Source organism: Siphonobacter sp. BAB-5405 (genome assembly GCF_002872335.1).
Classification (GTDB): domain Bacteria; phylum Bacteroidota; class Bacteroidia; order Cytophagales; family Spirosomataceae; genus Siphonobacter.
The window spans coordinates 329,009-340,633 of the sequence record NZ_NJAG01000011.1; the positions used below are offsets into that span (position 1 = coordinate 329,009).

The following is an 11,625-nucleotide window of genomic DNA, read 5'->3' on the forward strand; positions in this document are numbered from 1 at the left end:
TACGTCACAAAGCTCCGGAGTCTTTCTGGAAGGAATCTGGAATAAACTGAATCGTAATCTGAAACTGATGGTCAGTAGTTTCGATCACGGGCGTGTAGTGATACGCCTCACAAATGGACTTGACAATTGCCAAACCCAGCCCCAGGGATTGCCGCTGAGGACTTTCCTTAACAAAGCGTTCGAACAGGGCTTCGGTTTTACCCGTAATGGGTCGGGCCGTATTGGCAATACTGAGCTTTTGATCGCTTACATGAATTTGTACGGATCCGTTTTCCGTCGCATGCAACATCGCATTTCGGACCAGATTCCGAACCAGAATTTCAATCAGATGCACATTCGCCCGTACCTGCATTGTTTCATCCAGTTGCAGATCAAGCTGTAATTCCTTTTCCTCGCTGAGGTATTCGTACTCCCCTACCAGTCGTCGTACGATGGGAGCTACTGCCACATTTTCAACATCAGCATACTGCTGATTACTGATTTTGGTCATTAGCAACAGGGCTTTATTTAGGGCTGACAAACGTTCGAGTTGTTCGGTCAGCAGGCCCAGAGCCCGGGCGTCTTTTTCCTGCAAATCCGGGTTTTGGATCAGTTCTTCGGCCTGGTGCAAAGCGATGGCAAGCGGCGTCTGGATTTCGTGCGAGGCATTCTCCACAAACTGCTTCTGCTGCTGGTACGACCGACGGTTGACTTCCGCCAGTGTACTGACCACCTGCGTCAGTTCCTGAAATTCAAGGATTGTACTCGTCGGTAAGTGCAGGGCATCGGGCTGATCGACCCGAAAGTGTTTCAACTGATCAAGGGTCTGGTAGAAAGGTCGCCATAAGCGTTTTTGCAGGAGAAAATTCACCAGAAAGCCTAATAAAACCAGGGCGGCACATACCCAGGCCGTACTGTAAGCAATGACTTCGCCCATATCTTCCAGATCGAGCAGGGACGCTTCGATGCGGAGGCGGTAGTACTGATCGCGGTGTTTGAACTTGGTTACGAGCTGGCGGTGCGGCTCGTGCTCTTTCTCGATCAGTTCGTATAATTCAATGTCCTCAAAATGTTCCTTGAGGTGTTTGTACTCTCTTTTGGAAATGGGTTCGATGGTAAAGCCCGCGTACAGGGGTGGGTTTTCCACGACGGTCTGCGACTGCACTCCGGCGAGAATTTCAAGTTTCCGGTTCAGCAGTTCCTCATCAATTTCGTCGTGTACTTCCTCACTCACCTGATCATAGATGTACAGCCCGCTGATGACCAGAGCCAGTAACAGCAGCAGGGTACTAATCAGCGTACTGCGATTGAGAAGTCTCATACTCAGTGGGGAGAAAACTTGTAGCCGATGCCGTATACCGTTTGAATGGTTAGTTCGTAGCCAACCTGACTGAACCGTTTGCGGAGATTTTTAATCTGGGAATAAATAAAATCGTAGGAATCCGACTGATCGGAGTTATCCCCCCAGACGTGCTCGGCCAGGGCTGATTTCTTGATTACGCGGTTTTGATTGGTTACAAAAACCATCAGTAGGTCATATTCCTTGCGGTTGAGCAATACTTCTTCCCCGTTGAAAAAAACCGTTCGGGCCTCCGTATCAATCGTTAATGAACCGACCTGCATGGTATCTGAGCCTTCGAATTTCAACCGCCGCAGTACCGACTTCAGCCGGGCATTCAGTTCCGATAAATGAAAGGGTTTGGGCAGGTAGTCGTCGGCTCCGAGGTCCAGTCCGGTCAGTTTATCCTCCAGCGAATCTTTGGCCGAGATCACAATGGCTCCGGTGGATTTATGGCTTTCCTTGAGTTGTCGCAGCAAGTCCAGTCCACTCCCACCGGGCAACATAATGTCGATCAGTACGCAATCGTACGCGTACAAGGCCAGCTTTTCTTCGGCTTCGTCGTAGGTAGTCGCCAGCTCGCATACGTGACCCTCTTCGCCCAAAAAGCGGGAAATGGTCTCGTATAATCCGGGTTCGTCTTCAATCAATAGAATTTTCATGAGGCTTCGGAAAAGTACCAAAGTACGCGTTTAATTCTGGAAAGAATCTGAAATTTGCCCCGCACCGGATAAGGCTTCGCCAAAGGTTTTAGGGTCTTTGGCATAGACTTATTCTGGTTAGAGATGTAAAATGATAGTTTCATTCGTACGTACTTCGTCCCGCAAACATGGCTGATTTTTTAGTCCGTATGCATTCCATGCGGGGTTCGGCTTTATGCCGCCCATGAAGGTTTTCGACTGTATTTTAATACCTATGAAACATCAACCAACCAGCCAACAGCTAGTATTTGAAGATGAAAACCCCTCCCGCCCATGAGCAGCGGAACGACCTACGACAGCCGCAATGCGGTGGCATCGTGCAGGCTGTCGTTAGGCGTGGAGAGGCTCATGGGCTACCGAACAGCCGTGCTTGCAGGACGAAACCCCGACTGAATGTTGCAACTAACGTCGATAAATTATAATTAACCTCAACCCATGAAATCCATTCTACGGAAGTTTCTGGAAATGGTCGATGTCTTCGGCTTTTTTGAGCGTGATCCTTTCGGAAATCTCGTATTTACCAAACGCGTTCTCATTGGTACGCTGGGCTCTTTGACCTGGGCCCGGTACATGTGGACCAACAAAACGGTTATCAAGGGCACCGAACACCTGGAAAAACTCCCGGAAAGCGGCGTACTGTTTCTGTCCAACCACCAGACCTACTTTGCCGATGTGATCTGCTTCTACCACATCTTCTGTAGTGTCAAATGGGGATTCCGAAACTGGATTGGACTGCCCATTTACCTGCTGGCTCCCCGGGCCCGGATGTATTACGTAGCCGCCTCCGAAACCATGAAAGACAGTGGCCTGGTCCCGCGAATTTTTGCTCAGGCCGGCGGGATTACCATCAACCGCTCCTGGCGGGCGAAGGGGCATGACGTGAAACGGGAAGTAGACAAATCCGCCGGTGATAAAATTGGTAAAGGCCTTTCGGATGGCTGGGTGGTGAGTTTTCCGCAGGGTACCACCAGCCCGTACGCCCCCGTACGAAAAGGTACCGGGCATTTGATCAAGGAGCACCAGCCGATTGTGGTACCCGTCGTCATCAATGGCTTTCGTCGGGCTTTTGACAAAAAAGGGCTCTTACTGAAAAAACGGGGCACTACTCTTTCGGTCACCTTTAAAGAACCCATGCGGTTTGATCCCTCCCTTTCCGTGGAGGAAATCATTACGCACGTGGAAGCCTTTCTGGAACAGGACTATCCAGAGGGCAAACAATGGTACGTGAAAAAACAGGCGGAAAAGACGGCGTCTTCCGGCACCTAGTTTTCTGCTTTTTTTTCATTCGATCCGGCCTTTGACGCCTACTTTTGACACCACGTTTCTTCACTTCACACTATGCCCGCTATTCAATACGAATACAAACCTGAAAACCACTTCCGCTCGGATCCGAACAAGTATAAACTGGAAGATCTGAAGTCGGAAGAGATGATCCTGAACATGGGGCCGCAGCACCCTTCGACGCACGGGGTGCTCCGGCTGGAGATCATCAGCGACGGCGAGTTGATTGTGGATGTAGTCCCGCATTTGGGTTACCTGCACCGCTGTTTTGAAAAACACGCCGAAAACCTGCCCTTCAACCAGACCATTCCTTTCGTCGATCGGATGGACTACCTGGCGGCCATGAATTCGGAACACGTCTACGTAATGGGCGTGGAAAAGATGCTGGGTATCGACAAGGAAATTCCGAAACGCGTGGAATACATCCGGGTACTGGTGGCCGAACTGAACCGACTGGCTTCGCACTTTGTCGCCATTGGTTCGTACGCCCTGGATATTGGTGCCTATACCCCGTTCCTGTGGCTCATGCGGGATCGGGAACACATTCAGCGGATGCTGGAATGGATTTGCGGAGCCCGTATGCTCTACAATTACATCTGGATTGGTGGTTTGTTCTACGATCTGCCCGTGGGTTTTGAGGAGCGTTGCCGCGATCTGGTCAAGTACCTCAGACCCAAGCTGGTAGAACTACAGCAACTGGTCATTGAGAACGAAATCTTCGTACGTCGGACGGCGAATGTCGGCGTACTCCCCCTGGCCACGGCGATCGATTACGGCTGCACGGGTCCGGTACTACGCGGCTCGGGTCTACGCTGGGATTTGCGAAAAGTGGATGCGTATTCCGTTTACCCTGAACTTGATTTTGACATTCCCATGGGAGAAGGCAAAATGGGTACGGTAGGCGACTGCTGGGATCGTAACAACGTACGGGTGCTGGAATGCTGGGAATCGCTCAAAATTGTGGAGCAGTGCCTGGCTCAGTTGACCAGTACGCACAAACGTACCTCAGACTTTGATCCGCAGGCCTTTGTACCGAAGAAAATCCGTCCGAAAGCCATGGACTGCTACGTACGGGGCGAAGGCTCGAAAGGCGAACTGGGTTTCTACATCCGTACCGACGGGAAATCCGACGTACCCGTTCGGATGAAATCGCGGGGACCTTCGTTTCATAACCTTTCCGTCATTTCCGAAATCAGTCGCGGAGCTTTACTGGCCGATCTGGTTGCCGTCATTGGTTCCCTGGATCTGGTTATGGGCGAAGTGGATCGGTAGACGCATTAAACACTTCTTCTGCAAAATCTATACTTAAAAAATTTATGTTTCAATTAGACCCCGAACGGCCTTATCAGAAAAAAACGGAATCGCATTCATTGATTCGTTTTCAGGATTGCGACCCCTTACAGCACCTGAATAATGCCAAGTATCTGGATTATTATTTCAACGCTCGCGAAGATCATGTCTTCTCCATGTACGGTTTTACGATGGATTATACCTTCAAGAAACACAACGCAAGCTGGGTCGTGTATAATCACCAGATTGGATACATTCGGCCAGCCCGCGTCAGTGAATGGGTGACTATTATTACCAGCATCATTTATTTCGATGAAAGTACGATGGTGACGGAATACGTCATGACGAATGAAAATAAAACGGAGTTAAAAAACGTCATGTGGTCAACGGCCAAATACATCTCGGTTGCTACGGGAAAAGTTATTCCGCATCAGGAAGATATTCATCGCTTCTTACAAACCGTAGCCGTTGAAGGTGTAGATTATGTAAATATTACGTTTAACGAACGAATCAAACAGATTAAAACAGCACTAGCGGAAGGACGATATTAAACGATGAAACGTTAGATTGAAACGATTTAATATTCGAATCTACTTTCATCATTTTCTAGTAAGCAACGCGTACAAAAAGGGATTCCAGAAGGTCCTTTTTTTGTACGCGTTGCTTTTTTAATGGTTTTTAACAAACCTTTATTCTGCTTTTTAATAGCTTTGTTTTTCTTCATTGATTTATAGTGGCAACAACAAAGTATAAGTACTTAAAAACGCCTTTAACCGCATGAAATTAATTGTACTGAGCAGCCTGTTTTTATGGGGCATTTGTTTTTCCAGTCAAGCTCAAACGCCTGTCGTAAATTCCTTTCCTAAAAACAGTATTCGTCTGGGTGTAGATCATCTGAGTCTGGATGCTCCGGACGGTACGGCTCGCCGCGTGATGGTGCGGTACAATCGGCATTTCACCCAACGCTGGACATTGGAAGGCGGTATGGGCTATCTATCGACTCCTCATACCCTACACGCATCCGATCTGGTTCTGGAAGGAAAGCGACGGGAGCGAGTAATGGTGGAGGCGAGTATCTTTTTTGATGTACTCAAACACCCAAACCATGCCTTCCGGCTGGGTGGAGGCCCCGCCTTCTGGTACCGCGATGAAGAACTTCTGGGACGTGCTCAGTATCGGGTGCTGGACACTGGCCACATTCTTTATTACCTGGCTGAGGTCAATCACGTCAAAGGTCACTCGCTGGGTTATCAATTAGCCGCCGACTATGAATACCGCATTCCCAAAGTCAACGTAAGTCTGGGAGCCCGCTTTACGTTTGCCAACTTAGATACCGCTATCAGCTCCATGCTGGGGCTAACCGCAGGGTACCATTTCTAGCCCAAAACCGTTCGAATATTACCGTTATTTTAAGCCTGCTGACCTTGTATTAAATAATCATTACGCTTCGGTTTCAGCCCTGTATCGCCCGGACCCGGCTTCTATTTTTGTTCCTCTCACTACACTCTACACAAGCATGTTACGGAACAAGAATTGGATCGCCTTATGCGTACTGGCAGTGGCTTTCCAGGCCTGCGTAAAAGATCACAATCCCCAACCTGATCCTACTGAAAACCCGGCGGCTTTCCGCGAGGTGTCTTCCACTAAAATTGGTGGTGAAGCGGCGGCTGAAATCTCCGCTTACGATCCGGCAACCAAACGGCTCTTTACCGTTAACAACGAAGCCAAAGCTCTGGTGGATGTACTGGACCTTTCGGCCTTACCCACAGTTACGAAGATTCAGTCCATCGACATCTCGGCCCTGGGCGGTGTAGCCAATAGCGTGTCGGTCTCGGAAGGCAAACTAGCGATTGCTCTGGAAGCCACCAACAAGCAGGCTAACGGTAGCGTCATCGTGATGGATACCAAAACTCTGACGCAGCTGAAGCAGATTACCGTGGGTGCACTGCCCGACATGGTGACTTTCAGCCCCGACGGCAAATACATCGTAACGGCCAATGAAGGCGAACCCAATGCCAGCTATACGAACGATCCGGCAGGCTCAATTTCCATCATTGATGTCACCAACAATTACAGCATTCGTACGCTTACCTTCGATTCATTTGCTCCGCTACAGGCTCAGCTGCAAAACGGTGGTTTCCGGATTTTTGGGCCAAATGCCAGCTTTGCTCAGGATATTGAACCGGAGTACGTAGCCATTTCGCAGGATTCTAAAAAAGCCTGGGTAACACTCCAGGAAAACAATGGTATTGCGGAAGTAGATCTGTTGGGTGGTGCGATTATAAAACTGCATCCGCTGGGTACGGTGGATGTAAGCTTAGCTGAAAACGCGATTGATCCTTCCAACGAAGACGGTAAAATTGCCTTTGCCACCTGGCCGATCAAATCACTGTATCTGCCCGACGCCATTTCCTATTTCAACGTGAATAACGCCGGTTATCTCATCACAGCCAACGAAGGCGATGCCCGCGAGTACGATGCCTTTGTGGAACAGGCCCGCATTAGCACGCTAAAGCTGGACCCCGTGAAATTTCCGAATGCGGCAACTTTACAAAAGAAAGAGCAGCTGGGTCGTCTGTACGTAACCAAGACCCTGGGTGATACGGATAAGGACGGTGATTATGATGAACTGTACGCCTTTGGTGGCCGTGGGTTCAGTATTCGGGAGGCCGCTACGGGTCAACTGATTTACAATTCCGGGAAGAGTATGGAGGAAGAAGTAGTCAAAGCGGGTGCCTACGACGATAGCCGTTCGGATGATAAAGGGGTCGAACCCGAAGGCGTTACCGTGGGTATGGTGAATGGCAAACCGATTGCTTTCATCGCTCTGGAACGGGCCGATGCCGTGGCTATTTACGACGTGAGTAATCCCAAAGCTCCTCAGTTTCTGCAATTGTTACGTACGGGCGACGCTCCCGAAGGAATTCTGTTCGTAGCTCCCGACAAAAGCCCAAATGGTCGTAGTATGTTGATTGTTAGCAGTGAAGGCGATGGTACGGTAAAAGTTTATCAGCCGGACCGTTTGTAGATAGCATTTCGCTCACCCCGATCATTCCATGACGGTTACCAATCGGGGTGAGCGGCGTTACTTTTCGAGTTTTTTTACGTGCACTACCGCCGCCCCGAAAATGCCGAGCCCGTTCTTTATATTCGTATAAATCGGGACGGGCTCGGCGAAGGGGTTGTCCCCTACCTCCCGCTGTAATTTCACGGATTCCATAAACTGATAGTAATTGGGATCGACATGATACACAAAGGTATATACCGGGGCCTCACTGATGATTTGCGGATCATTCACCTTCCTGGCCTGCCCCAGTAAAAAATCGAGTTGCGGCGTTGAAATTGATTTGCCGGTATTGGTCAAAAACGCCACTACCTGCGTTTTTTCCAGTGCTACCACGGCCGAATCCCGGCCATTTAATTGTACAGGCGTAAGCTTTCCTTCGCCGCTGCCCACCAGATAATAATGCGTGGCATTGGTCTGCGTGATATTCCAGGAAAGTGTCCGTTTTTTATACACTTTGAATAACTTATTATCGTCGGGAATGTAGGTCAGTTTTCCGTCCCTGGATTGCAGCGTACTCATCGGCTTCGGAATCGTACAGGAGGCCGAAGTTTCCGGAAAACCCTTCGCCGATACCCGAAGCGTGTAGCTACGCCCAGCCACCAGTTTATACTTCACTGCCTCAAGCCGATACTGGTCGCTATTATCATCAAAAGGAATTCGTATCTGCTGCTTGCCGTCCGATAGTAACACATTTGCATTCGTAACCGATGGGCCCGGCGAACGGTCGCCACTTCCTGCACCCTGAATGGGTTTGGTTTGTTTGACCAGCACCCGAATGTCCGGACTGGCCGGGTTCAAATAACATTCAATCACCAGCTTTCGATCACTTTCGATGGAGAGGTCATTCAGCTCCTGCGTACAACTCGACATGCCCAGCAGAGCGAGCAGTAATCGTTTAGTCTTCATGGGTTGATACGTTTGATGGGAAAAAAGATTTCACTGTTCATTGATTCCTACGAAAGGAAATATTGACTTTCATCGACTAATCCCAGCGGCGGCTACTGATTCGCCACTAAAATTTAAACCCGTACGATACACTCGGCATGATGGGAAACAGAGTCACCTGCTTGAGACGATTCTCGTACTTCTTAACTTTCGGATCGGTGGAAACATCTACCGTATCGAAGTAATAGATAAAGGGATTTTGCTGATTATAGAGGTTATAGACGCTGATTTCCCAGGTACGCTCGAAGCGACGCTTTTTCTTGTGAAACTGCACCGCCACATCCAGGTGCTGATACGGAGCTGCCCGGAAACCATTCCGCCGACCGTACTCTTCAAATACCCGTCCGGTGTAATACGCTTTGTCGCTCCCCAGTAAATCCAGTCCGGAATTATTCGAAATCCAGTATTGCCCCTGCGGCATGGTCAGGGCCGGACTGGTACCGTACACCCAGGTACTGGAAAGCGTAACGTTGGCGTTGAGGTGATAAATGCCGACCAGGGAAAGATCGTGGCGGCGGTCATACCGGGCATAAAACCAGCGACCAAAATTGAGCTTATCAAACTGTTGTTTCGTCCACGAAAGGGTATACCCCGCCCAGCCCGTAAATCGGCCAGTTTTCTTCTGTAGTAGAAATTCCGCTCCGTAACTCCAGCCCCTGCCCTGCGTAATCTGGTCTTCCCAGCTACCGCCGCCCGAAATCGTGTACGCCAGCGAAGTAGACCCTTCCTTGTAAGACACCATCCGATCCATGGTTTTGTAAAAGCCTTCCGCCGTAAACGTGACGCCCGAACGAAAGTCCTTCGCTACGCCGAATGCCGCCTGTTTAGAGAGCTGCGGTTTGGTACGTTGCGTGGATGGAATCCATAAATCCGTTGGTAAGCCGAAGCCGGAGTTGGCCAGCAAATGCACGTACTGACTCATCGAAGCGGCCGAGGCCTTGATCGCCCAATTCCGGGGCAACGAATAGGCAATCGCCAGCCTGGGTTCCGGTTGGAGGTAGTCTTTGGTTCCGGTCCGAAAGCCGCTGTACCGAATGCCCGCGTTGATTTTCAAAGCTGGAAAGGGAGCGTACGTATCTTCCGCATAAGCCGCCGCTTCCCAGGTATCCCGGTTCATCAGTACGGATTCAGGGCCCTGAACGGCCTCATCTACGCTGGTGTAGGTACTGGGTCGGAAATGGTGGGCGGTTAGAATCAGCCCCGTCCGGATCGTATGTTTTTCACCCAATGCCCAATTGAAATCCGTTTTCAGGCTGAAATCCTCGATGTACGATTTGTTTTGCAGGCGATACGAAGCCCGTTCCGTATCCCGTACCACATGACGCACCAGATTAACGGTGGAATTATAGTGGGTGTAGAGTAGAGCCGTTGTGGCTTGCAAGCGATTACTGAAGCGGTGATTCCACCGTAGAGCCGCCGCCGCATTTCGCCAGTTGGCCTTCCCGTTTTCTCTCGTGATGGTACCTTTGGTGTTGTAGATAAAGCGATCTTCTCCCGTATAAGCCGTCAGAGAAAGGGTATTACCAGACTGATGTCGAAGGTAGTTTTTAGATTCAGATCGTAGAAATACCCATTCTGATCCGAAGCTCCCGACTGAATTAGATTCAGTAATAAATCGGCGTAGGTCCGACGGGCTGAAATCAGAAAAGAAGACTTCCCCTTGGCAATTGGTCCCTCCAGCGTCATTCGGCTGGAGATGAGGCCAATTCCGCCTTCACCGTGGAACTTTTCCCGATCGCCATCGCGGGCTTTGAGTTCGATTACGGAAGACAGTCGTCCCCCGAATCGGGCCGGGAAACCACCCTTGGTCAAGTCCACGGATTCAATCGCGTCCCCGTTAAAGAGCGAGAAAAAGCCGAATACATGCGAAGTGTGGTAAACGGGAATGTCATCGAGTAGTACCAGGTTCTGATCCGGCCCACCGCCGCGTACATATAATCCGGTCGATCCTTCCGAGCCCTTCTGTACGCCCGGTAGCAGTTGCAACGCCTTGATGACGTCCTTTTCTCCCAGAAGCGTCGGCATTGCTTTAACCTGCTCGATCGGCACCGACAGGCCCGACATCTGCACCGACTCCGAAGCCCGTACCGAAGCTGATTTTACCACGACTTCCTTCAGTTCTTTGGTCTGAACGTTCAGCATTACATGGTGTTGGCAATCACTCAATAATCGCAGCACGATCTCCTGATTCTGATAACCCGATAAAGTATACGCAACTGGCAGAGCCGTATCCGCGGGTACCTCCAGTCGATAATACCCGTCCGGACGGGTACGCATGTGCTGATTCCGAACCGATACCAAAACCCCCGCCAAGGGACGAGCACTGGCTCCATCCGTTACGAAACCACTGAGCGTATAGGGCCTCTGTTGGGCAAAAGCGAGGTTTGCCTTTGAAAGTCCTAAAGTAATTCCAATCCAAAGCCCCAGGTAAAGCTCTTTTATCCGCATTGATTTTCTGGCTTTTCGACGCCGCTGGCATCGACGCTAACAGATATAGATATGGCTGAGCGTACGCGGCAGCCCAAGTCGTGGCGAACGACTCATTCATCATACAATCAATGGTGTGGAATGATCGCTACCTAAGGCCATTGGAGGCAGCGACACGTTCAATCGGTACTCGATTCTTCAAGACCAGGTCTTGGGTTTTCAGTACTGAATGCATACGTCTGAGTGGTGCGGGTAGGTTGGATCTACTAAGCATACACAACTTACCATACGTTTAGCAAGTACAAAAGCTTTTTCTTAACGTATGTGTAGAATTATCCGTAGGATCTAAAAACTACTTTTTATAATCCAACTCTCCCTTGTGTATGATTAGTCACTTGTGGTACTTACGTAAAAAGGGAAGCTTTTCTCTTTACTACTTCTAAAAAAATTCGTTCGTTCGTCGCTATAGCCTTCGCTTATTTTTTTAAAGATTTGATAAACAGTAGTATTAAAATAGCGAAGGCTCTTCTCTACAAAAAAAATGGCTGTCATCAAGCCTGTCCAAGTTCTCCCAGGCTTCTACACGTACCATTCAT

10 protein-coding genes are annotated in these 11,625 nt (G+C 49.6%); 5 read left to right on the forward strand and 5 right to left on the reverse strand.

Features of this window, described 5'->3' with window-relative positions; translation table 11 throughout:
- Positions 1–4: 4 nt before the first annotated feature.
- Complete coding sequence (locus BWI97_RS11450) at positions 5–1,300, reverse strand: HAMP domain-containing sensor histidine kinase (protein ID WP_102201094.1); 1,296 nt, start codon at positions 1,298–1,300, stop codon at positions 5–7.
- A gap of 2 nt (positions 1,301–1,302) precedes the next feature.
- Positions 1,303–1,980, reverse strand: coding sequence for a response regulator transcription factor (locus tag BWI97_RS11455; protein ID WP_102201095.1), 678 nt, complete (start codon positions 1,978–1,980; stop codon positions 1,303–1,305).
- A gap of 474 nt (positions 1,981–2,454) precedes the next feature.
- On the opposite strand from BWI97_RS11455, the gene BWI97_RS11460 reads away from it, so the two are divergent.
- The 5 genes from BWI97_RS11460 to BWI97_RS11480 all read left to right on the forward strand — a co-directional run bounded on the left by BWI97_RS11460 (position 2,455) and on the right by BWI97_RS11480 (position 7,618).
- The gene (locus tag BWI97_RS11460) at positions 2,455–3,285 is read left to right on the forward strand and encodes a 1-acyl-sn-glycerol-3-phosphate acyltransferase (protein WP_102201096.1); all 831 of its coding nucleotides are present in this window, start codon (positions 2,455–2,457) and stop codon (positions 3,283–3,285) included.
- Between the two features lie 72 nt (positions 3,286–3,357).
- Positions 3,358–4,572 carry an NADH-quinone oxidoreductase subunit D gene (locus BWI97_RS11465; protein WP_102201097.1) on the forward strand — a complete coding sequence of 405 codons (1,215 nt, stop codon included), beginning with the start codon at positions 3,358–3,360 and terminating at the stop codon, positions 4,570–4,572.
- A 44-nt stretch (positions 4,573–4,616) separates the two neighbouring features.
- Positions 4,617–5,141, forward strand: a complete 525-nt coding sequence (locus tag BWI97_RS11470; protein WP_102201098.1) for a thioesterase family protein — start codon at positions 4,617–4,619, stop codon at positions 5,139–5,141.
- A 226-nt stretch (positions 5,142–5,367) separates the two neighbouring features.
- Complete coding sequence (locus BWI97_RS11475) at positions 5,368–5,970, forward strand: hypothetical protein (RefSeq protein ID WP_102201099.1); 603 nt, start codon at positions 5,368–5,370, stop codon at positions 5,968–5,970.
- Positions 5,971–6,106: 136 nt separating this feature from the next.
- Positions 6,107–7,618, forward strand: a complete 1,512-nt coding sequence (locus BWI97_RS11480) for a choice-of-anchor I family protein (RefSeq protein WP_102201100.1) — start codon at positions 6,107–6,109, stop codon at positions 7,616–7,618.
- Positions 7,619–7,675: 57 nt separating this feature from the next.
- Here the strand turns inward: BWI97_RS11480 and BWI97_RS11485 are convergent, their stop codons facing one another.
- The 3 genes from BWI97_RS11485 to BWI97_RS11495 form a co-directional block, all read right to left on the reverse strand.
- Positions 7,676–8,563: a DUF4249 domain-containing protein gene (locus tag BWI97_RS11485; RefSeq protein WP_094811279.1), complete on the reverse strand. Its 888-nt coding sequence runs from the start codon at positions 8,561–8,563 to the stop codon at positions 7,676–7,678.
- A gap of 106 nt (positions 8,564–8,669) precedes the next feature.
- Positions 8,670–10,214, reverse strand: coding sequence for a TonB-dependent receptor plug domain-containing protein (locus tag BWI97_RS11490; RefSeq protein ID WP_369826558.1), 1,545 nt, complete (start codon positions 10,212–10,214; stop codon positions 8,670–8,672).
- Complete coding sequence (locus BWI97_RS11495) at positions 10,109–11,050, reverse strand: TonB-dependent receptor plug domain-containing protein (protein WP_102201102.1); 942 nt, start codon at positions 11,048–11,050, stop codon at positions 10,109–10,111. Before BWI97_RS11495 ends, BWI97_RS11490 begins: the two co-directional genes overlap by 106 nt.
- Between the last annotated feature and the right edge of the window lie 575 nt (positions 11,051–11,625).

Excerpts from the sequence above, each read along its gene's own strand:
- BWI97_RS11450 (WP_102201094.1), bottom strand. The coding sequence starts at position 1,300 with ATGAGACTTCTCAATCGCAGTACGCTGATTAGTACCCTGCTGCTGTTA.
- BWI97_RS11455 (WP_102201095.1), bottom strand. The coding sequence starts at position 1,980 with ATGAAAATTCTATTGATTGAAGACGAACCCGGATTATACGAGACCATT.
- BWI97_RS11460 (WP_102201096.1), top strand. The coding sequence starts at position 2,455 with ATGAAATCCATTCTACGGAAGTTTCTGGAAATGGTCGATGTCTTCGGC.
- BWI97_RS11465 (WP_102201097.1), top strand. The coding sequence starts at position 3,358 with ATGCCCGCTATTCAATACGAATACAAACCTGAAAACCACTTCCGCTCG.
- BWI97_RS11470 (WP_102201098.1), top strand. The coding sequence starts at position 4,617 with ATGTTTCAATTAGACCCCGAACGGCCTTATCAGAAAAAAACGGAATCG.
- BWI97_RS11475 (WP_102201099.1), top strand. The coding sequence starts at position 5,368 with ATGAAATTAATTGTACTGAGCAGCCTGTTTTTATGGGGCATTTGTTTT.
- BWI97_RS11480 (WP_102201100.1), top strand. The coding sequence starts at position 6,107 with ATGTTACGGAACAAGAATTGGATCGCCTTATGCGTACTGGCAGTGGCT.
- BWI97_RS11485 (WP_094811279.1), bottom strand. The coding sequence starts at position 8,563 with ATGAAGACTAAACGATTACTGCTCGCTCTGCTGGGCATGTCGAGTTGT.
- BWI97_RS11495 (WP_102201102.1), bottom strand. The coding sequence starts at position 11,050 with ATGCGGATAAAAGAGCTTTACCTGGGGCTTTGGATTGGAATTACTTTA.